Here is a 22683-nt window from a genome sequence, read left to right as displayed (position 1 = left end):
CATGCGTAATATAATAGTAGTAAGTGCCGCTCTTCTTATTGGTTTCTTGGTGTTTGAAAACACCTCTATATTTGTATCGTCAGTGAGTGCGAATGAAAAGGATAAGTCTGAAATTTTGTATTGGGTTGCGCCGATGAATGAAAATTATCAAAGAGATAAACCGGGTAAATCACCAATGGGCATGGATTTAGTGCCTGTGTATGCAAAGGATGCACAAGCCGAAAAGGCTATTTTGTATTGGGTTGCCCCGATGGACGCCAATTATAAAAGAGATAAACCGGGAAAATCGCCAATGGGCATGGACTTAGTGCCGGTGTATGAAAAAGAGGCACAAGCCGAAAAGGCTATTTTGTATTGGGTTGCCCCGATGGATGCCAATTATAAAAGAGATAAACCGGGTAAATCACCAATGGGCATGGACTTAGTGCCTGTGTATGCAAAGGATGCACAAGCCGAAAAGACTATTTTGTATTGGGTTGCCCCGATGGACGCCAATTATAAAAGAGATAAACCGGGAAAATCACCAATGGGCATGGATTTAGTGCCAGTGTATAGCCAAGGTGAAAATGCGCTATCAGCGGGTGAGGTGCAAATATCCGCTCAGGTAGAAAATAATTTGGGCGTGCGCACGGCTATCATAAAAAAAGAAAGCATGGCGCTGTCCATTAAAGGCTTTGGGACTATTTTGGCGAATGAAGATGCTCAGTGGCAAATTAATAGCAGGGTGTCGGGATGGATTGAAAAATTGTATGTGAAATCAGTAGGAAGCTCCGTGCAGAAAGGGCAAAAACTATATGCAATATATTCACCTGAGTTAGTAAAAGCGCAAGAGTCATTGTTTAATGCGATTAATTTAGGTCATAAAGCGTTGATTTTGGCCTCTAAAGCAAGACTCAATGCGTTAGGTGTCGATCATGATCAAATAAAAAATATTATAAAAACCCGTAAAGTGCAACAAAAAATCATAGTGTTAGCCCCTAAAAAAGGCACGATTTTAGAACTTAAAGTGAATGAAGGCGCCTTTATTTCACCTTCTACCACAGTGATAAAAGCGGTAGATTTAGACTCTATTTGGGTGGATGCCGAAATATTTTCAGCACAAGCCTCGTACATTGAATTAGGCGTGCCGGCTTCAATGACATTAACTTATTTTCCAGGTAAAGAGTGGCTTGGCAAGGTTGACTTTATTTACCCTGAAATGAGTGCAACTAATCGCAGTTTACGTGTGCGTTTAAAGTTTGAAAATCCAAATAAACAATTAAAACCTAATATGTTTGCCTCTTTAAATTTAACGCCAAAAATACAAGGGAAACGTTTATTTATAGATCAACAAGCCATTATTTATGCAGAGCATAAAGAGCGCGTTGTTATGTCTCTGGGTGCTGGAAAATTTAAGTCGGTATTTGTAACATTAGGCGTACAAAGCAAAGATAAAGTCGAAGTATTATCGGGCCTACAAGAGGGCGATCGCGTTGTGACCTCTGCACAATTTTTATTAGACAGTGAATCTAATATTGAGGCTGAGCTTGAGCGCATGCAAAAAATTGAATTGGTCGATAAGCAGGTGATGCAGGACTTTGAAAAACATGTCTGGGATACACAAGCACAGAAGGTATTATTATGATTGCTAAAATAATAAATTGGTCGATAAAAAATAGGATCTTAGTTCTCTTATGCGCCGTTGTTATTGTCGCTTACGGACTTTTTAGTTTACAAAAAACAGCAATAGATGCGATCCCCGACTTGTCTGATGTGCAAGTGATCATTAAAACAACCTATCCGGGTCAATCTCCACAAGTTGTTGAAGATCAAGTGACTTACCCGTTGACGACAGCCATGCTGAGCGTTCCCGGTGCCAAAGTGGTACGAGGCTATTCTTTTTTAGGGGACTCTTATGTGTATATCATATTTGAAGATGGTACGGATATGTATTGGGCGCGATCTCGCGTTTTAGAATATTTATCGCAAGTCACCACCAGTTTGCCTGCGCAGGCAAAATCTGCTCTGGGCCCTGATGCAACGGGTGTCGGTTGGATTTTTAGTTATGCCTTAGTGGATAAAACGGGTAAGCATGATTTAAGTGAATTACGCAGTTTACAAGATTGGTATTTGAAATATGAACTGCAAACGGTGCCGGGTGTATCAGAGGTTGCCAGTGTAGGAGGGATGGTAAAGCAATACCAAGTACGCGTTGATCCTAATAAATTACGTGCCTATAACCTGTCTTTAATACAAGTAAAGCAAGCGATTAAAAATGGTAACCAAGAGTCTGGAGCCAGTGTATTAGAGTTAGGTGAAGGAGAATATATGCTGCGTATTTCGGGTTATGTTTCGTCTCTCGATGATTTGAAATTGATCCCGTTAAAAATGAATGTTAAAGGCACACCTTTATTGTTGAGGGATGTCGCTGATATTCGCTTAGGACCGCAAATGCGCCGTGGTATTACTGAGCTTAATGGTGAGGGAGAAGTGGTCAGTGGCATTATTGTCATGCGTTTCGGTGAGAATGCGCAGGGCGTGATCCAAGCGTTAAAAGCAAAATTAAAAGAGTTACAAAAAGGTTTGCCAAAAGGCGTTGAAATTGTACCCACGTATGATCGCTCTGAACTAATTAATGCTGCCGTTGATAATTTATATTATAAATTATTAGAAGAATTTATTGTGGTTATTTTAGTGTGTGCTGCTTTTTTATTCCATTTTAGATCGGCTTTGGTGGTGTTAGTTAGTTTACCCATTGGGATTTTTTGTGCCTTTATCATTATGTCATGGCAAGGGATCAGCGCCAATATTATGTCATTAGGGGGAATTGCAATCGCGATTGGCGCAATGGTCGATGGCGCGATAGTAATGATTGAAAATGTGCATAAGCATATAGAGAAAACGCCTCTCACCGATGAGAATCGTTGGCAAGTAATAAGTAAGGCTGCGATTGAAGTGGGTCCTGCTTTATTTTTCTCTTTGCTTATTATTACTTTTAGTTTTTTACCCGTCTTTGCTTTAGAGGGGCAATCGGGGAAAATGTTTTCTCCTCTGGCCTTTACTAAAACTTATGCGATGGCAGCATCCGCGGGCCTTGCTATCACTCTTATCCCCGTTTTAATGGGATATTTTATTCGCGGAAAAGTATTACCTGAGCATAAAAACCCATTAAATAGAGGCGTAGTTGCCTTATATAAACCGGTACTTACGTTTAGTTTAAAGTATCCAAAATCGATAATTATTTTTGCTTTTTTATTATTAATGGTCGGATTTTATCCACTGAATAAAATTGGCAGTGAGTTTATTCCTCCTCTTGATGAGGGTGATTTAATGTATATGCCAAGTACTTATCCAGGGATATCCATTGGTAAAGCAAGGCAACTTCTACAGCAAACTAATAAGCTCATCAAAACAGTGCCGGAAGTAAAAACAGTTTGGGGGAAAATTGGACGGGCAGATACTGCTACCGATCCGGCGCCTTTAACGATGATAGAAACAGTGATCCAATTCAATCCTCAAAGTACATGGCGACCGGGGATGACAAAAGATAAATTAAAAAAAGAGTTTGATGCATTAATTCAATTTCCAGGCGTAAGGAATGCTTGGGTAATGCCGATAAAAACGCGAATTGATATGTTGGCGACAGGCATAAAAACCCCATTAGGCGTTAAAATTTCCGGATCTAATTTGGCTGAAATAGAAAAAATCGGTAAACAATTAGAGCGGATATTAACGAAAGTGCCGGGCACTAGTTCTGTTTATGCTGAGCGCGTGAGTGCAGGACGTTATATTAAAGTTGATATCGATCGCACAAAAGCTGCGCGTTATGGGCTTAATATTGCCGAAATACAGGAGCTCATCGGTATCGCTATTGGCGGTCAAAATGTGGGACAGAGTGTGGAAGGTTTAGAGCGTTATCCCATTAATTTACGCTATATTAATGCTTATCGAGATTCACTGAGTGCACTAAGAAACTTACCCATAGTGACCCAGAAAAATATAACTGTCAGTTTACAAGACATTGCTAAAGTATATGTGCAGTCAGGACCTGCAATGATAAAAACAGAAAATGCACGCCTTAACGGCTGGGTTTTTGTAGATATTGAAAATCGAGATTTAGGCTCATATGTGCAAGATGCGAAGGCGCGGGTTGATAAGGAATTAAGTTTACCTGCAGGTTATACTTTAATATGGTCTGGGCAATATGAGTACATGCAAAAGGCCAATGCACGGTTAGCGAAAGTTATCCCGGTGACGGTGATCATTATTATCTTGCTGCTATATATGGCGTTTCGCCGTGTGGGTGAAGTGTTATTGATTTTAGCCACCTTACCGTTTGCTTTAATGGGCGGCATTTGGTTAATGTTTTTACTTAATTTTAATTTCTCTATTGCGGTCGGTGTTGGTTTTATCGCGCTTGCTGGGGTATCAATTGAAATTGGGGTGATCATGCTATTGTATTTAAACCAGTCATTAGAGGCTAAAAAATTACAACGTATGGATAAGTTTAATGTGCAAGACCTACGTGATGCGGTAATGCAAGGGGCGGGGCTGCGCGTGCGTCCTGTTATGATGACCGTTGCGACCGTGGTAATGGGGCTTGTTCCTATTATGTTCGCACAAGGGGCCGGCTCTGAAGTTATGCAACGTATTGCAGCGCCAATGATAGGCGGAATGCTGAGCGCGATAACCTTAACCTTACTTATTTTACCCAGTGTTTATTTCCAATGGAAAAAAAGAGCCATTATTAAGGCAAACAAAAAAATGATTAATAAGTAAAAGATTATTCATAAAACAAAAAAAGCACCGTCACGCGGTGCTTTTTTATGTTTAAGTCTGACTCTGTTTTTTAAAATTTATAACTGTATTGCATCGCCATTAAAATAGCATTCGCATGGGTGGTTGCCGCGATACTTGAAAGAGGAGGCGTACTTTCTGTTACTTGCACGTCTTTACCCAGTAAATAAGTGGCGCCAAAGTCAACGTTACTGTTTTCATTGAGCTGGTAGGTAAAGCCCGCTGAGAACCACTGACGATTTGAATCTGGCACAGATATCGAGGTCACTTCATCTTGCGCACTGGCATCATACATATAACCAGCACGAAGCGTCCAATCGTTATTAAGATAGTAAGTCGTCCCTAAAGAAAGGTGATAAGTGTCTTTCCATTGGTATTCTTTGATGGTGCCATGGGCTTTTGAATCTAAAGATTTAAAAGATGACCAGCCAATCCATTGTACGCTGTAGTGCACAGCAAATTTAGAGTCTGTTAAACGGTGATAACCAGAAAACTCGGCCATATCGGGAATTGCCATATATAACGTATCATCTTTTGCCATCACGTCATTATAAAAAATATCGCCTTTGGTGTGTAATTTTGGGCTGTAATGGTAAGACAGACCAAAACGGTTGTTTTTATCAAGCTCAAAAACGGTGCCAAGGTTAAAGCCAAGACCAAATCCCGCAGTGTCCGCGTTTAATACTTCTTTTCCTTTAAGAGGACCTACTGGGGAGTTTGCAGGTAGTTTTGAACTAAGATGTCGCTGTAATTTACCTTTTCCGTAAATAATGTCCAGTCCGCCACCGATACTCCATTGCTTGTTAATGCGATAAGAGGCGAGCAAGCCTAGATTCATACTTTTTACGTCGGTTAAACCGCCATATTCTGCGCCGACAAAAGAGTTATCAAATTCAGTGCGAGTGGCAAAGTTTGAATATAAGCTCATGCCCACCGCAAATTTATCATTAAGGGGCACGATCAAGTGAAAATTAGGGGCGACAGAGGTGCCACCTGCATTATCGTAATCAGAGGGTGCTTCACCACCTGCGATAAAAGGGCTTTTATATGTCCCGTTACTGACTTTAATGTCGGTAATTAATACATTAAAACCAGTCGATAAGGCGGTGCTATCAAAGAGTGCCATAGCTGCCGCGTTACGTGATGCGACCGATGCATTATCAGCGATAACCGCGTCGCCCGCAAAAGCGCGCCCTAAACCGGTTGCTGATTGTGCGTTAAGCTGAAAACCCGCCGCGTTAACTTGTGATGCAGTAAATGCGATGCTTAAAGCGAGTAATACTTTATTTAAGCGTTTTTTATGGATCATGATGAGTCCCTTTATCGTGACTAATATTAATGGGTTGTGATGTAATGTTAGAAGTGCTGCTCTAAAATTGAAAGTAATGAGCGATTTTAAACGTCTTTATATGTGGCACTCCCATAAGATCGGCGCGATTGTGCATTAAAAAAAGAAACTAACCAACATAAACATGTCAAATAAGTCACATTATAGACAAAAAACGAAGATAATAAGGTTTAAAGGCGTAGTCAAAGTAACTCATCCGATCAATCGTTTTCTTGAGCTTTTTTTGATTGTTAACGAAGGGTAAATGTCATCATATAGCTGTTTCAATGGGTTGCAGCGGTGAATAATGATAAATAAGCCACGACAGTAAGGGGCTTCTTGCTTAAAAGTGACGTTTAGTAATTTAGATTTAAAGAGAGTGCACTTAAAAAAGGTGATGTTTAAGTCATCTAACAAATGGGAATTAACTCACGCGTAGTGGCATAAAGGGGTAAAAGTAAGGGGAGTCGAAAAACGTGTGTATTGGAAATAAAAAAGACGAGCACCGTGTCAGCATCATACTGACGTTGACTTGTGCTCATCGATTTAGGGTGTTAATTCATACCTAAAAAACCACCCGTTTGATGTTTCCATAACTGTGCATAGACGCCACCTGCAAGCAATAATTCTTGGTGCGATCCCTGCTCAATAATTTTGCCTTTATCAAGCACAATCAGCCTGTCCATGGCTGCAATCGTTGAGAGGCGATGGGCGATGGCAATAACGGTCTTACCGTGCATTAATTCATATAAACTTTCTTGAATAGCACTTTCAACTTCGCTGTCTAAAGCCGAGGTTGCTTCGTCTAAGACTAAAATGGGCGCATCTTTTAATATCACACGAGCAATGGCAATGCGTTGGCGTTGTCCGCCTGAGAGTTTGACGCCACGCTCTCCAACCTGTGCATCGTAACCCTGATCACCTTCATTATCGGTTAAGTCTTTAATAAAGTGATCTGCTTGTGCTTGCTGGCAGGCTAAAATTAAATCATCTTCACTTGCATTTGGGCGCCCATAAAGAATATTTTCACGAATAGAACGATGCAATAAAGAGGTGTCTTGAGTGACCATGCCGATTTGTAAGCGTAAACTTTCTTGTTGTACTTTCTTTATATCTTGTCCATCAATTAAAATTTGACCGCGCTCTACATCATAAAAGCGCAGTAATAAATTCACTAAAGTCGATTTTCCTGCGCCGGAGCGTCCGACCAAACCTACTTTTTCACCGGCTTTTATTTTGAGATCGAAGTTATTAATGACGTCATTTTTTTCACCATAATTAAAGCTCATATTTTTAAAGTGGATCTCACCCTTTTTAATGATAAGTGCCTTAGCATCTTTTTCATCTTCAATGATATTAGGCTTTGAGAGTGTTGCCATCCCATCGGTGACCGTACCAATATTTTCAAAAAGATGACTAATTTCCCACATGATCCATTGCGCCATCCCATTTAAACGTAGCGCAAGACTGATGGAGAGTGCAATTGCGCCAACACTGATAGCCGATTGCATCCATAAGCTAATCGACAGTGCTCCAATGGCAAAAACAAGGATGTAATTGCTAATTTGCACACTCACACTGATACCGGTAACTAAACGCATTTGTTTATAAACTGTTTCTAAAAAACCTTGCATCCCTTGTTTAGCATATGCGGACTCTGCATCCGTATGCGCAAATAATTTAACGGTAGAAATATTGGTATAACTATCAACAATACGTCCGGTCATGGTGGATCTTGCGTCTGCTTGCTTAGATGAAATATCTTTTAATTTAGGCACAAAATACATTTGCAACGCAAGATACACAAATAACCAAATGAGCATGGGAATAGCCAAGCGGTAATCGGCTTGTGCCACCATAAATATCATTGCAAAGAAGTAAACGCTTACGTATACCATGACATCAAGAAGTTTCATCACCGTTTCACGTACGGCTAACGATGTTTGCATTACTTTTGTCGCAATGCGTCCTGCAAAGTCGTCTTGATAAAAGGAAAAGCTTTGCTTTAGAAGGTAGCGATGTGCAAACCAACGAATAGACATGGGATAATTACCCAATAAAACTTGGTGCACAACTAAGGAATGCAATATGGTTAAAATGGGGATCAATATAAGGATCATCACACTCATCATGATCAAGGTTGTTGATTCTTCTTGTAAAAATGTTTCTGGATTTTTAGTTATCAGCCAATCAACTAATTTCCCCATAAATCCAAATAAAGACACCTCTAAAATGGCCAGCAAAGCGGTTAATACCGTCATGACAAGCAGTGCAGGTACGTAACCTTTTGTATAGTGTAGGCAAAATGCCAATAAGGTTTTTGGAGGCTGGGTGGGCTCAACATCATTTAATGCGGGGACCAGTTGTTCAAAATATTTAAAGATATTAAGCATTACACTACCTATATTATCGATATGAATAATAATTCATATTATTGCTACGTGCTGGTTTTTTATGCGCCAATAGATGCACCCAAATGCACAGTACCCTTATGTTTATATTTTCATTTAGGCCTATGCATAACACGCTGTAATAAATGTTATTTCACTTCAAAAAGGCACCTTATTTAGTGGAGCGAGTGCTCACGCTAAGGATGTCATTATAAAAATAAAATGAGCGTTGAATATGAAGCATCGCAGTGCTTGTGTCAACAATACACGACGTTAGAGGGGCTAATGACACACTGTTTTTAGTTTGTCATTTATGCTGTTTAAGATGCTTTATGCTGTGTGTTGTAGCCCATACTGTGGCGAAAAGGACAACTGTGTTTACTAAAAAAAGGCGTTATGAGGTAAAAACATCGTGTTTTTATCACCACCATTGAATTGATTTTGGCGTGCGCTTTAATATGTTCGGCGTAGCTTGTCTTATTTTTTGGTCGTGCTCGTTCTATATATTATCAATGTTTTATCTGATCTTCTGCGCGCTGGTGGATATGTAATGTGGTTATAGATCGTGTTTTAATAAAATACATCATGCTGTCCTTTATTTTTACAATAATAGAGTTGAAAAAAGAAATTATAAATTTAGTATCAACCATCAAGGAAGAAATTTTAACGAGAGTTAAATTAATAGCAAGGATGTCATCGCGCCAGAACCAAATATTGTTCACTTTATACCAAGGGATAATTATGCTATTTAAAAAATCGACAATTGCATTGGCAGTTGTTGTGACGCTTATACCCATTGTTTATGCGACATCTCAAGATTCGATATCAAAGGTCCCCAAAGAAGCTTCCCAATATACGATCCAAAAAAATAATGATTTAAAAGCGTACTTAAATTTTGAAAATACCAGTGATTTTCAAGATGCAGCGCGAGGTTTAGTTGCGCAGTGGCCTGAAAAACAAATTAAAAATGCACAAGGTAAAATCGTTTGGGATTTTTCTAAATATGATTTTATCGATAATAGCCCCAACATAGACAGTATTAACCCTTCGTTGTTACGCCAAGCAAAGCTAAATAATTTACATGGTTTATTTAAAGTCAAAGATGGATTATACCAAGTTCGCGGTTTTGATCTGTCGGTGATGACATTTATTAGAAGTAATAAAGGCTGGATTGTGATCGATCCTCTTATTTCTGCAGAGCCTGCTGCTGCGGGCCTTAAACTTTTACAAGATAAAGTTGAGAATAAGCCGGTGGTTGCTGTGATATTTACGCATTCACATATCGATCATTTTGGTGGTGTTTTTGGTGTTACATCGCAAGCCGATATCGATTCGGGTAAGGTTGAAGTTATTGCGCCGGAGGGATTCTTTGAAAATGCTATCTCGGAAAATATCGTCAATGGCAACATCATGGGGCGCCGCTCTACTTATATGTATGGGAGTCTTGTTGCCGCCGGCAGTAAAGGTCAAGTGGATGGGGGACTAGGAAAAACAACTTCCTCAGGTAATTTAGGTATTACAAAACCCACCAAAATTGTATCCGTAACAGGCGAAAAGTTTAGTGTCGACGGTATTGAGTTTGATGTGCTTATGGCATCTGGCTCAGAAGCACCTTCTGAATTTATGTTTTATATGCCCCAATTAAAAACATTAATGGCAGCCGAAGTAATGACGCACACTATTCATAACATATCGACATTACGAGGCGCTAAAACACGCGATGGCGTGGCTTGGGCAAGTTATGTGGATGAAGCGTTACGCGCTTATGGAGATAAAGCGGATACGTTAATTGCTTCGCATCATTGGCCTACTTGGGGACAAAATAAAATTAAAGAGCAACTCGCTAAAACGCGTGACATGTATAAATTTATCCACGATCAAACCTTGCATTTAGCCAATAAAGGTTACACGCCAAATGAAATTGCAGCAGCTATCAAACTACCCGAATCGTTAGATAAAGAATGGTATAACCGAGGATATTACGGCACCGTTTCACATAATTCTCGAGCAACTTATGATTTCTATTTTGGTGCTTGGTGGGATGGTAACCCTGCGAACCTTGACCCCTTAACGCCTACTGAACAAGGCAAAAAGTATGTGCAAGCGATGGGCGGTGAAGATAAAGTGATTGATATAGCCAAACAGGCCGTCGCTAAAGGGGAATATCGTTGGGCGGTTACCTTGCTTAACAATATTACATTCTCAAACCCTAAAAATATGAAAGCACGCTATCTTGAAGCGGATGCCATGGAGCAATTAGCCTATCAATCGGAATCGGGTCCTTGGCGTAATTATTATTTGGGCGGAGCAAAAGAATTACGTGACGGCGTCAAAGTCATTGTAAGAACAGATCCCGGATCATTGGCCGCCAGCACGCCATTTTCTGAATTTATGCAACGTTTAAGTATTGCAGTGATACCTGAAAAAGCCAAAAATATGAAGATGAAAATTAATATTCAGATCAAAGGTGATAAAACATACGCGGCTCTATTAAGCCATTCAGTTTTGAAACCTTATAGTGATTATCAATTTGATAAAGCGGATCTTAATATTACTTTTACAAAAGATGCTTTTGCTCGCATGTTAATGAAAAAAACCACGTTACCTGAACTAATGAAAACCGGTGAATTTAAAGTGTCGGATATGGGTAAATTTAAACAATTTATATCTATTTTCGATAAATTTGATTTCTGGTTTGGTGTGGTAACACCGTGATCGTCTCTTTTATGACGTTTTAATTTAAACCCCATTGGCACATATTATCAATGGGGTTTAAAGGATATTTATTTAAGGGTTACAATGAAAAAAATAAAATTAGTTTTGATATTGTCTGCTCTAAGTTGCACATCAAATGTAATGGCTGCGGAGAAAAAGTCTGATGAACAGTTGAAAGATATGTCTGATCCTCTGGCTATTTACACGCAAGCCGCGATTGGCTTTACAGACAAAGGCTTTAATTTTAAAGTGGGACAGACATATGAGACAGGGGATCCGGTTACGGGTGCGATGAATATTGTTGAAATAAAAGGTGTCGCAGGCGATTTGGCTGGTTGGTCTGGTAGTCAGCGCCGTGATAATTCTATCGACAGCTTTCGTATTCGGAATTTAACGGCAAACATTGAGAATGGGCGAGGCGCTCAGCTTGATATTGATTATAATGTCGAGCAAGAAAGTATGAATGCCTCTTATAGTTTTTTGCAAGCGTTGCCAGCTATGGGGATTTTTAATTTGTATCCTCTTGCCGGTGTTGGTTTAAATTTACGTAATGGTGATGTAGGAATGCAGGGAGAGACCACTGCGAATACGTCAGGTTATAATATATCGGGTACTTATTTTTTAGTGGGTACTTATAGTAAATTGGCGATCACCGATAAAATATGGATAAATTATAATCCCATGTGGTTAACCACCCTATCAGGATCGGATAATTATGTTGATAATGCTTATGGCTCAGGTTATAGCAATGTGCTATTACATGAACTTGTCTTGAGTTATCAAATTACACCGCGTTTTAATGTGCGTTATTTTGGTAATTGGACCAATCACCAAAATTATTTTGACGGTGATCAGCGTGTTGAATTTAACTATCAGTTTTAAGGCAATAGAGCGGATAAAACTCAGCAAGCCTAATTGGGTTTGCTGATACAGCATATGCGCTAATACCAATGGGATCACTTCTTTAATTTCTTTGGTATAATATGCGTTGAATACTTTTTACTGTGTATATCATCCACAGTAGACATGCTTCGCAGCCGTAATAGAGATTAATCGAAGGGGGAGGTAGGAAAAAGTAAGGGCCGAACATATTATGGCTACTTTTATCTCTCGTATTTTCAAACTAAACGTGTACTTTATTGTCTTATAAATAAATTTATTATAAGACAAGGCGACGAATGACAAATACTTCTTTACGAGCTTCTATTTTTTATATTGATTTTCTGCGTTTTATTGCGGTCATTGCAGTGATCATTATTCATGTTCTTGGTCCTTTTCGATTTCTTTATTTACAAATCCCCAATGCAGATTGGTTGGCCGCTATGGGCTATAACAGTATGACTCGTTGGGCTGTTCCTCTGTTTATTATGCTCAGTGGGGCGTTGTTGCTTTCTAGCTCTAAACCCTTTAATGCACATTATTATTTAAAAAATCGCCTTTTGAAAGTGGTGGTGCCATTTTTAGGGTGGACATTAATTTATGCGTTAGTCAGTGCATTTATGAGTACCGGTAGTTTTGTTGAAAATGCCACGTCTTTGATAATGAATGCACCCAAAGAGCCTACTTGGTACCATCTATGGTTTTTTTATGATTTTATTCCCCTTTATTTTGTGATCCCTTTTTTAGCGCCCATTCTTAAAAAATTAACCCCAGAACATATACAGTTATTAGTGGTGGTTTTTTTCTTATTATTCTTAATGCATTTTTTAAAGGTGCAGAGCTTTTTACAACAAAACCTTATTTTATACAGTGGGTATCTTATTTTAGGCTGGTATTTATTTAACCGAGATAATTGCCCGCAATTAAAATATTGGCTCATTGCAGGGCTAACGATGTTACTACTTAACTTTTTTGGCTCTTGGTTCTTGGCGATGGAAAATGGTGCATATAGTTCATTTTTTATGGGCTATAAATCATTAAATACATTATTGATCAGCGCGATGTTATTTGTGTTAGCACAATCGTATGCCGATAAAATAACGGGTAAGATGCGCGCTTTTATTAAAATAATATCTAAATATAGTTTAGGTATTTATCTGATCCACCCTTTACTCTTAATACCCGTAAGAGAATTAACAAACGGGGTGTATGCCATCTTCCCTAATAATTGGATTGCGATACCTGTCATCACCTTTTGTGTATTACTGCTCTCTTTGTGTTGCATTATCCTCTGCTCAAAAATACCTTTTGTTCGGCGTTTAGTACCTTAATGTAAGTGCTACTGTCCTTGATTTTTCCGTATACCCTATAAGCAAACCTCATTAAAAAGAGCTATAACTATAGTTAAGATGATAAAAAGGGAGGTAATATCATGAAAAAGAATGTGGGTTGTATCGATAGAGCAGTACGGATAACGGCGGGAATACTGATCATTCTCTGCGGTATTTATTATCAAAGCTTGTGGGGGGCTCTCGGATTTATTCCTATCTTAACGGGAAGCTTAGGCTGGTGTCCTGCTTATCTTCCTTTTGGAATATCAACGTGTAAGCGTCCTGAAGAATAGAAAGTACATTTTTTCTATTTAATGTTTTGCATCTTTAGGTTAATAAATGTTGTTGTAGGTTTTTTAATATTTGCGCAGTAGCGCCCCAAATAAATTTATCCTGATAGTGTAAACAATAACTCAAATAGGGCTTTTTATAGCGAATAAAGGCATAGGAATATAAGTTGTTAGCATTGAGTAAAAAGGCTAAAGGGAGCTCAAAAACGCTCTCTACTTCTTGTGCGTCAATGTGTAATGTGTAGTTATTATTAACCAATGCAATAAAAGGGCTTATCTCAAAACCACTGAGAGTATAGGTTTTATTTAATTGCCCGAGTATTTGTATTTCATTGTGCTTTATTCCTATCTCTTCGAAGGTTTCTCGCAGGGCTGTTATTTGTAAGCTCTTATCAGCGGTCTCATACTTGCCCCCCGGAAAACAGACCTGTCCAGAATGCAAGCGTAGGTGTAATGCGCGCTTTGTGAGTATTATATGTAAGCCATTTGTTCTTTGAACCAATGCGATTAAAACGGCTGCTTTTTTGTAGGGATAGTCTTTTAATGGGCGACATGTGCTGGCTTTTTGAGGGCATAATAAAAAATGTGTTAAGAAGGTATTTTTATGCATAGATAAAAAGCCATGAAGAAGCCAAATTTAAGCTTAGCAGATAACAGATGATAGGTATAAGTAAAAAAGTGGCTTCGTGTACTGAAGCCACTTTTTTTTAATTTAATGTTTTAAACGCTTTTGTTGCGATTAATAAAGCGCGTTTTGGCGCGGGGTGACCCTCAATGGTTTTAGTCGGATCAAGGGGATCTAAGTAATCTTGTAATGATTCATTGGTCATCCAAGCGGTGCTGCGCTGCTCACCCGTTAACGTATCATTAATATCGACAATGCGAACATTTTCAAATCCACATTTTTCAACCCATAATTTTAATGCGAGTGCGCTGGGTAAAAACCAAATGTTACGCATTTTTGCATATCTATCTTCGGGCACTAATACGTCATTTTTATCACCGTCAATGACCAAGGTTTCAAGAATAAGCTCACCACCTTCAACCAGTTGATCTTGTAGTTGGGTGATATGATCCATTGGCGACTTGCGATGGTATAAAACGCCCATTGAAAACACACTATCAAAAGCTTCTAATTTTGGCAGTTGTTGAATACCAAGTGGTAATAAATGTATTTGTTGATCTTTGTTGGCAAAATGTCTGACGGCTTCAAATTGACATAAAAACAAATCGCTAGGATCAATGCCGACGACAAATTTAGCGCCTTCACCGCGCATACGCCACATATGGTAACCACTTCCACAGCCCACATCTAACACATAACGATATTTTAAGGGGCTTATATGGGGAAGCACGCGATCCCATTTCCAATCACTGCGCCACTCTGTATCAATGTGCACGCCGTGAATATCAAAAGGGCCTTTTCGCCAAGGGTGAAATTTTTGCAGAAGGTTTTCAAGTTTTTTTGTTTCACCAAGGCTTAATGTATTTGCTTTGCCTATTTCAACATGCGTTTTAAGTTCAATATGAGCGGCATCTATTTCTGGCAATTTGTTTAAAACGCGGATCCAACCAGCAAGTTTTCCATGCACATGTGCGCTTTCCCAAGCATGTAATTGCTCAGGAAGAATACGTAACCAGTGGCTCAAACGGTTGTTGGCAATGCAACTATAAAAATGTGTAAAATCAATCATATTTTTTCTTTTATACTAATAATAGAGCCGAAGTTAAAACATTGATACCAGAGGTTATTATGTTTAAAACCGGCATGTTGTAAACGTTGATAATGTTCTGTCACCGTATCGGCGATTAAAACATTTTCAAGTGATGAGCGTTTTTGACTTATTTCAAGATCGCTATAGCCGTGCTGGCGCTTAAAATCGAGGTGTAAATCAATTAATAGCTGGTGGGTGGGATCATCGTCAAAGACAAACTTTTCAGACAGAACAAGTACACCACCAGGTCGTAAACCTTGATAAATATTACGCAATAATTGTAAACGTTTTTCAGGCGTTAAAAACTGCAGGGTAAAATTAAGTACAACCACAGATGCATTTTCAATATGAATATTACAAATGTCATCATTTAAAACGTCGACGGGGATATCTGAGCGATAAGATGCAATGGTTGCACTGCAACGTTTTACCATCGCTTCCGAATTATCCACGGCAATAATTTTACAACCCGTTGTCTCTTTTAATGCACTACGCATGGAAAGCGTTGCAGCCCCAAGAGAACAACCTAAATCATAAAGGTTACTATTATTGACTGCGCAACGTTTGGTTATCATTGCAATTGTTTGAATGATTTTTTCGTATCCCGGGACGGATCGCTTGATCATATCCGGAAAAACTTGTGCCACTTGCTCATCAAAGGTAAAACCACTGATATTTTCAACGGCTTTGCTATAAATATTGTCTGTATTACCCATAATTTCATCTCTAACCTTAAATGTACGCATATTTTACTTAAAATAGTTGAGATGGTCAGTTTTTATTTAGCGGTCATGTTAATTTTCTTTTATACTGAGTAAAATTATTTGTTATCTATTTAAAACAGGAATCAAGAATGCGCACTATGTATTGCGGAGAAGTGACGGAAGCTGTCATTGGTCAAGAGATAAAATTAGTTGGCTGGATCAATAAACAACGAGATTTAGGCGGAGTAACCTTTTTAGATTTACGTGATCGTGAAGGGATTGTTCAAGTTTTTTTTGATGGTGATACGCCTGAAGCAACCTTGATTGCAGCATCTGTTCGTAATGAATACTGCATTCAAATTAAAGGTCAAGTGCGCGCACGTCCTGATGGGCAAGTGAATAAAAACATGCGCACCGGCGCGGTTGAAATTTGTGGTATTGAAATCGAGATATTGAATCGCTCTGAACCTTTGCCACTCGACAGTAACCAAAACAACACTGAAGAGCAACGATTACGCTATCGTTATCTTGATTTACGTCGCCCTGAAATGGCTAAACGTATGCAGTTCCGCTCTAAAGTGAGTAGCTTTGTACGTCGTTTCTTAGAGGATAACGGCTTTTTAGATGTTGAAACACCTATTTTAACGAAAGCGACACCAGAAGGTGCTCGTGATTATCTAGTGCCAAGTCGTACTTATAAAGGGCAGTTTTTTGCATTACCGCAATCACCACAGCTTTTTAAACAATTATTAATGATGTCTGGGTTAGATAAATATTACCAAATCGTAAAATGTTTCCGTGATGAAGATTTACGTGCAGATAGACAACCTGAATTTACTCAAATTGATATTGAAACGTCATTTTTGTCAGCAGATGAAGTGATGCAGAAAATGGAAGAGATGATTGTTAAACTTTTCCAAAAAATGCTAGATGTTGATTTAGGTACGTTCCCTAAAATGACCTATGCAGAGGCGATGCGTCGTTTTGGCTCAGATAAGCCTGATTTACGTATTGATTTTGAACTTGTTGATGTAGCCGATCTCTTAACTGAGGTTGAGTTTAAAGTGTTTTCAACGCCAGCTAATGATAAAGATAGTCGTGTAGCGGTTATTTGTGTACCAGGTGGTGCTGCTTTATCACGCAAACAGATTGATAATTATACAAAATACGTCAATATTTATGGTGCTAAAGGCTTAGCATGGATGAAAGTGAATGAGGTAAGTAAAGGTATTGATGGCATACAGTCTCCTGTGGCTAAATTCCTTTCTGCTGAGATCGTTGATGCACTACTTGCACGTACCCAAGCTAAAGACGGAGACATTCTTTTGTTTGGCGCGGATAAAGAAAAAGTAGTTAGCGAAGCGATGGGCGCATTACGCCTTAAAGTAGCAGAAGATCTAGATTTGGTTGGTTCGCAGTGGAAACCACTTTGGGTGATTGATTTTCCAATGTTTGAAGCGCTTGAAGATGGTGGCTTAACGCCATTACATCATCCCTTTACAGCCCCGCTTAATTTAACGGCGAAAGAGTTAGAAGCTAATCCGGTTGGCGCCATTTCAAATGCTTATGATATGGTATTAAATGGGTGTGAACTAGGGGGCGGATCTGTACGTATTCATAAAGCAGATATGCAAGCAACTATTTTCCGCATCTTAAATATTAGCGATGCAGAAGCGCAAGATAAGTTTGGATTTTTACTGGAAGCGCTTAAATATGGCGCTCCACCACATGCAGGTCTTGCGTTTGGTTTAGATCGTTTAGTGATGCTAATGACAAAAACAAGCTCTATTCGTGAAGTTATTGCCTTCCCGAAAACAGCATCGGCAGCGTGTCCGCTAACCAATGCGCCAAGTTATGCGAATCCAGATTCGCTTAAAGAGCTAAATATACAAATAATAAAAGAAGATGTAAAAAAATAACGATAAACGAATATAAAAAACGGTGCAAAGTTGCACCGTTTTTTATTTTTTATTAGTAGAGATATAACAAATAGTGGCTATAGTTATCAGATATATCAACAATACTGATGCGAATATATCGTATTAATTATTTTTTTATGTTGATGATAAATAGTAAGGAAATATAATGATAGGAGTTTTGTATGTTAGTTGAACTGACTATCAAAGATTTAACTGTTGGCATGTATTTAGTTGAAATTATAGCGCCAAAAGGCAAATTTTTATTACGTGAAAGTGGCCTTATCAAAGAACAAAAAACCATTCTAAATTTACAAAAACGCGGTGTTGAACGTGTCCTCATTGATAATAGTTATGTTGATCCCAATCTTGAAGAGAAAAAATCTCTTTTTAAAGAAGATATCATTATTGCCAAACGGGTTTTTGATGAATCTAAAGTGATCCAAAAGAAAATATTTTATGATGCCGAAAATGGTAATCCCTTAGACTTGAATGCGGTAAATAGTATTACTGATGAGTCTATTGATCTTATTTTTAAAAATCCAGATGCCTTATCGTGTGTCCTTAATTTACGAAAGAAGGACGAGTATTTGCTCGAGCATTCTGTCGCTGTGTCGGTTCTTATTACGTTATTTGCATTTCATTTAAAAATAGAAAAAGAAATTGTGAGAAAACTGGCAGTCGGTGCTTTCTTACATGATGTCGGAAAAATAAAGATAGCCGATGAAGTGCTAAACAAACCGGGTAAGTTTACTGATGCAGAATTTACTATTATGAAAAAGCATGCGCAGTACTCGATTGATATTGTTAAAGCGATCCCGGGAATCGACGCGCTTAGTTTAGAGGTTGTCGCGTTACATCATGAACAACTCAGTGGCGGAGGTTATCCTGCTGCATTACAAGAGGATGAGATCTCCTTTTATGGTCGAATGATCTCGATTTGTGATATTTTTGATGCGTTAACATCAACACGTTGTTATAAAGCGGGGATGGCGCAGGTTAAAGCCTTTAATATTTTACGTAATTTAGCGAAAACCAATCACTTAGATAAAGTGCTAGTGGATCAATTTATTCTATGTATGGGGATTTATCCGGTAGGATCAATTGTTCGACTTGACTCTGATCACCTTGCCATAGTTGAGAGTCAAAATAAAGATGATCCTATCCGTCCCCATGTAAAACCCTTTTACTGTTTGGGGGGAAATGAATTTTCAGCCGAGAAAAACATTGATTTATCAACGACCGATGCAGCTTTAATTGTAAAATGTGTACGAGCATCGGATTTTAATCTGGATATGCAAGAAATTATAGATTATTTAGCGCATCAAGGTTGATGATGCACTTTTGAAAAGGATCTAATTTACTTTTGTAAATTGGCCATTTTTTTCATCCATGGCACAAAGTTCAGATGTTTTTAAATTATAACGCCATCCATGTAAACTTAATGTCCCTGAGCGCACACGCTCTGCAACCCATGGGAAGGTCATTAAGTTTTCTAAAGATTGTTGGATCCCTTGTTGCTCACAACCGTTATAGCGACTCAATTGATCCGTATATTGACTATTTGCATTGATAGCATCACGTACATTCTCTAATTGTTGCATCCATTTATCGATGAAACTCCCTTGCATATGTTTATCTGTATTATCCATTAACGCTTTAATACCCCCACATTGGGTATGCCCTAAAACAATAATACTTTCGACGTTCAATTTTGTGACCGCAAATTCAAGGGCCGCACTGGTCCCGTGGAAGTTATCATTGTCGTTGTCTTCGCAAGGGGGGACTAAATTGGCAACATTACGAATAACAAATAATTCACCGGGATAGCAATCGAGAATAAGGGTGGGATCAACACGCGAATCCGAGCACGCAATGATCACGACTTTAGGTGATTGGCCTTCTTCCGCGAGTTTTAAAAGGTATTCTTTGTTTTTTGGGTAATATTCATTGCGAAACCGTTGGTAACCGGAAATTAATTTAGCAGTAGCAGACATTGTATACCTCAGATCTTATTTTTTAAATATTTCATAAACGCATGTATAGTACTGATAAATATCGAGTAAAATACTTTTTTAAAGATGGATGTTATCGTAATGTTAGCAGAAAACAGCCTAGATACATCATAATACAATTGTTGTATTAATAATAATTAAACTATATTATCAAAACCATAAGAAATATTAATGGTAAAAAATATGCGTGCGACATTACACCAATTAAAAATATTCAGACAAGTTTCAAAACTGATGAATTATACCAAAGCGGCTAAAATTTTAGGGTTAACCCAGCCTGCTGTGAGTATTCAGTTAAAGTTACTTGAAACAAATTTAGATATTGTACTCTTTGATAAAATAGGTAAAAAATTATTCTTAACGCCAGCAGGGGATGTGCTCAATACATTTTGTGATACGTTATTTGTTTCTTTTACAAATATTGATATGACATTAAGCGCGATGAAGGGCACTTTGGAAGGCGATTTTCATATTTCAGCGGTGAGCAGTGCTAAATATTTTACACCTCATTTATTGGGCGCGTTTCATAAGCGTTATCCAAAAGTTAATTTATACCTTGAGGTGGCTAATCGTGAGCAAATATTACAACGATTACATAATAATGAAGATGATTTGGTGATCATGGGCCTTGTGCCTGAAGAAAATTCGCTGACATGTCATCCTTTTATTGATAATCCTATCGTGGCAATCGCGAATCCTGGGCATCCATTGGCAAACCAAAAAAACATACCATTAAGCGCCTTGTCACAATATAAATTATTGTCGAGAGAAAAGGGCTCTGGCACACGCAAAGCATTAGAGCACTTTTTTAGTAAAAATAAATTAGATATTAAGCCAAGTATGATTTTAGGTAGTACCGAAACGATAAAGCAAGCGGTGATGGCCGATTTAGGGATATCAGCATTGTCGCGGCATAGTTTAACCTTAGAGCTTGCTACGAATTGTTTAGTGGAATTAGATATTGAAGGTTTTCCATTATTAAAGAGCTGGTATATCGTGCATCATAAGGATAAAAATCTGTCACCTATCGCCAAAGCATTTATTGAGTTTTCACTATCCCCACAAGAAAATGTGGCCATGTTATGTAATCGTTTTTTAGAGCGTCACTTTGTTGAACATTAATACATTTTATATTGGTTTTTATTATTCATTTTAAATTTTTAAGGTATATTTTTTGAGTATTATTTTAGGTATAGATCCCGGATCACGTATTACCGGTTACGGTATTATTGAGCAAAAAGGGGCAAAGTGTATTTATATTGCGAGCGGTTGTATTCGTACGAAAGGTGACACGCTTGCACCCAAGTTAGATATGATATTTTCAGGGATCAGTGAAATTATTAAGCAATATCAACCTACTGAATTTGCAATAGAGCAGGTTTTCATGGGAAAGAACCCAGATTCTGCGCTGAAGCTGGGTCAAGCTAGGGGCGCCGCTATAGTGGCTGCAACACAGGCCGATTTATATATTTGTGAATACTCTGCACGGCAAATAAAACAAGCTGTTGTGGGCACAGGGGCTGCAACAAAAGATCAAGTGCAACAAATGGTGGTACGCCTTTTACAATTATCCGGGACACCACAAGCCGATGCGGCCGATGGGCTCGCCGTGGCAATATGTCATGCTCATACCGCGCAATCATTAGTTGCGATGGCGGGTAAAGTGAAAAAAACAGTGCGTAGGAGATTATGCTAATGAAAGCATTAACAGAAACACAAGTTGGAATGTTTTATGCCGTTGCTGCATATATGATCTGGGGTTTTTCGCCTTTATATTTTAAATATTTAGCCGATTTACCTATTTATGAGATGCTATCGCATCGCGTTATTTGGTCTTTACTTATCACCGCCCTAATGATTATATTTATGGGGCGTTACAGTGTATTAAAATCTATTTTATCACAGCCAAAGAAGCTAATATTTTTAGCTATCAGTAGTTTATTAATTAGTTGTAATTGGGGGGTCTTTGTTTGGGCTATTAACAACGATCGCATGCTCGATGCAAGTTTAGGTTATTTTATTAATCCTTTAATTAATGTCTTACTCGGTTTAGTGTTTTTAAAAGAATCCTTAAGTCGCTTACAGTGGGTTGCTGTTTCGCTCGCGCTGATAGGGGTATCCATCCAAGTGATTGCATTGGGTTCATTACCGTGGATCTCACTTGTTTTACCTTTTAGTTTTGCTTTTTATGGCTTATTACGTAAAAAAATTAAAGTAGATGCACTGATTGGATTTTTTATTGAAACTTGCTTTATCGCACCTGTTGCGATTTATTATATGTTTGTGGTCGCCAATTCATCGACATCTAATATGTTGTTAAATAGTTTTACTCTCAATAGCGCTTTAATTTTTGCAGGGGTGATGACCGCTTTTCCTCTTATTTTCTTTACCCAGGCAGCATTGCGTTTAGCGTTGTCAACATTAGGCTTCTTTCAATACTTAGCGCCGACATTGTTATTTGTTTTTGCCGTCGTATTGTATGATGAGCCATTAGATATATTAAAAATTAGTACATTTACATTTATATGGTTAGGTATTTTAGTTTTCATTTTTGAAAAGCAGATCTCTCGATATTGCAAATAACACTGGATATAAAGTCAGTTGTTTTTTATACTGCATCGTTAT

17 protein-coding genes are annotated in these 22683 nt (G+C 38.4%); 11 read left to right on the top strand and 6 right to left on the bottom strand.

Annotated features, from left to right (window positions below):
- The first annotated feature begins 1 nt into the window (after position 1).
- A complete protein-coding gene (locus PCNPT3_RS09835) occupies positions 2-1624 on the top strand; it encodes an efflux RND transporter periplasmic adaptor subunit (RefSeq protein ID WP_015465717.1) in 1623 nt (540 codons plus the stop codon).
- Positions 1621-4758 (top strand): efflux RND transporter permease subunit, encoded by a 3138-nt coding sequence (locus tag PCNPT3_RS09830; RefSeq protein WP_015465716.1) that lies wholly within the window; start codon positions 1621-1623, stop codon positions 4756-4758. The genes PCNPT3_RS09835 and PCNPT3_RS09830 overlap by 4 nt, the downstream gene beginning before the upstream one ends.
- Before the next feature lie 70 nt (positions 4759-4828).
- On the opposite strand, the gene PCNPT3_RS09825 is transcribed toward PCNPT3_RS09830, so the two are convergent.
- Both PCNPT3_RS09825 and PCNPT3_RS09820 read right to left on the bottom strand, forming a co-directional pair.
- Positions 4829-6085 carry an outer membrane protein transport protein gene (locus tag PCNPT3_RS09825; RefSeq protein WP_015465715.1) on the bottom strand — a complete coding sequence of 419 codons (1257 nt, stop codon included), beginning with the start codon at positions 6083-6085 and terminating at the stop codon, positions 4829-4831.
- 572 nt (positions 6086-6657) lie between these two features.
- Positions 6658-8487: an ABC transporter ATP-binding protein gene (locus PCNPT3_RS09820; RefSeq protein WP_041771520.1), complete on the bottom strand. Its 1830-nt coding sequence runs from the start codon at positions 8485-8487 to the stop codon at positions 6658-6660.
- A gap of 747 nt (positions 8488-9234) precedes the next feature.
- On the opposite strand from PCNPT3_RS09820, the gene PCNPT3_RS09815 reads away from it, so the two are divergent.
- The 4 genes from PCNPT3_RS09815 (at position 9235) to PCNPT3_RS09800 (ending at position 13711) form a co-directional block, all read left to right on the top strand.
- A complete protein-coding gene (locus tag PCNPT3_RS09815) occupies positions 9235-11208 on the top strand; it encodes an alkyl/aryl-sulfatase (protein WP_015465713.1) in 1974 nt (657 codons plus the stop codon).
- Positions 11209-11292: 84 nt separating this feature from the next.
- Positions 11293-12090 carry a hypothetical protein gene (locus PCNPT3_RS09810; RefSeq protein WP_015465712.1) on the top strand — a complete coding sequence of 266 codons (798 nt, stop codon included), beginning with the start codon at positions 11293-11295 and terminating at the stop codon, positions 12088-12090.
- Between the two features lie 296 nt (positions 12091-12386).
- A complete protein-coding gene (locus PCNPT3_RS09805; protein ID WP_015465711.1) occupies positions 12387-13418 on the top strand; it encodes an acyltransferase in 1032 nt (343 codons plus the stop codon).
- Positions 13419-13519: 101 nt separating this feature from the next.
- Positions 13520-13711: a YgaP family membrane protein gene (locus PCNPT3_RS09800; RefSeq protein WP_015465710.1), complete on the top strand. Its 192-nt coding sequence runs from the start codon at positions 13520-13522 to the stop codon at positions 13709-13711.
- 34 nt (positions 13712-13745) lie between these two features.
- On the opposite strand, the gene PCNPT3_RS09795 is transcribed toward PCNPT3_RS09800, so the two are convergent.
- The 3 genes from PCNPT3_RS09795 to cmoA form a co-directional block, all read right to left on the bottom strand.
- Positions 13746-14318 (bottom strand): CoA pyrophosphatase, encoded by a 573-nt coding sequence (locus PCNPT3_RS09795; protein ID WP_015465709.1) that lies wholly within the window; start codon positions 14316-14318, stop codon positions 13746-13748.
- 97 nt (positions 14319-14415) lie between these two features.
- Positions 14416-15402: a tRNA 5-methoxyuridine(34)/uridine 5-oxyacetic acid(34) synthase CmoB gene (gene cmoB / locus PCNPT3_RS09790; protein WP_015465708.1), complete on the bottom strand. Its 987-nt coding sequence runs from the start codon at positions 15400-15402 to the stop codon at positions 14416-14418.
- The gene (cmoA, locus tag PCNPT3_RS09785) at positions 15399-16139 is read right to left on the bottom strand and encodes a carboxy-S-adenosyl-L-methionine synthase CmoA (RefSeq protein WP_015465707.1); all 741 of its coding nucleotides are present in this window, start codon (positions 16137-16139) and stop codon (positions 15399-15401) included. The genes cmoB and cmoA overlap by 4 nt, the downstream gene beginning before the upstream one ends.
- Before the next feature lie 137 nt (positions 16140-16276).
- Here cmoA and aspS point away from each other — a divergent pair, with 137 nt between their 5' ends.
- Both aspS and PCNPT3_RS09775 read left to right on the top strand, forming a co-directional pair.
- Positions 16277-18046, top strand: coding sequence for an aspartate--tRNA ligase (gene aspS, locus PCNPT3_RS09780; protein ID WP_015465706.1), 1770 nt, complete (start codon positions 16277-16279; stop codon positions 18044-18046).
- 182 nt (positions 18047-18228) lie between these two features.
- Entirely contained in the window at positions 18229-19377 is a 1149-nt protein-coding gene (locus tag PCNPT3_RS09775) for an HD-GYP domain-containing protein (protein WP_015465705.1), read from the top strand.
- A 21-nt stretch (positions 19378-19398) separates the two neighbouring features.
- Here PCNPT3_RS09775 and PCNPT3_RS09770 read toward each other — a convergent pair whose 3' ends face one another.
- The gene (locus PCNPT3_RS09770; protein ID WP_015465704.1) at positions 19399-20040 is read right to left on the bottom strand and encodes a carbonic anhydrase; all 642 of its coding nucleotides are present in this window, start codon (positions 20038-20040) and stop codon (positions 19399-19401) included.
- A gap of 189 nt (positions 20041-20229) precedes the next feature.
- Here PCNPT3_RS09770 and PCNPT3_RS09765 point away from each other — a divergent pair, with 189 nt between their 5' ends.
- The 3 genes from PCNPT3_RS09765 to rarD are packed head-to-tail and all read left to right on the top strand — an operon-like array spanning position 20230 to position 22641.
- A complete protein-coding gene (locus PCNPT3_RS09765; protein ID WP_015465703.1) occupies positions 20230-21180 on the top strand; it encodes a LysR family transcriptional regulator in 951 nt (316 codons plus the stop codon).
- A 52-nt stretch (positions 21181-21232) separates the two neighbouring features.
- Positions 21233-21754, top strand: a complete 522-nt coding sequence (ruvC, locus tag PCNPT3_RS09760; protein WP_015465702.1) for a crossover junction endodeoxyribonuclease RuvC — start codon at positions 21233-21235, stop codon at positions 21752-21754.
- Positions 21754-22641, top strand: a complete 888-nt coding sequence (gene rarD / locus PCNPT3_RS09755; RefSeq protein WP_015465701.1) for an EamA family transporter RarD — start codon at positions 21754-21756, stop codon at positions 22639-22641. Before ruvC ends, rarD begins: the two co-directional genes overlap by 1 nt.
- Positions 22642-22683: the final 42 nt, after the last annotated feature.

The organism is Psychromonas sp. CNPT3, assembly GCF_000153405.2.
Classification (GTDB): Bacteria; Pseudomonadota; Gammaproteobacteria; order Enterobacterales; family Psychromonadaceae; genus Psychromonas.
This window is presented reverse-complemented; position numbering and strand designations above follow the sequence as displayed.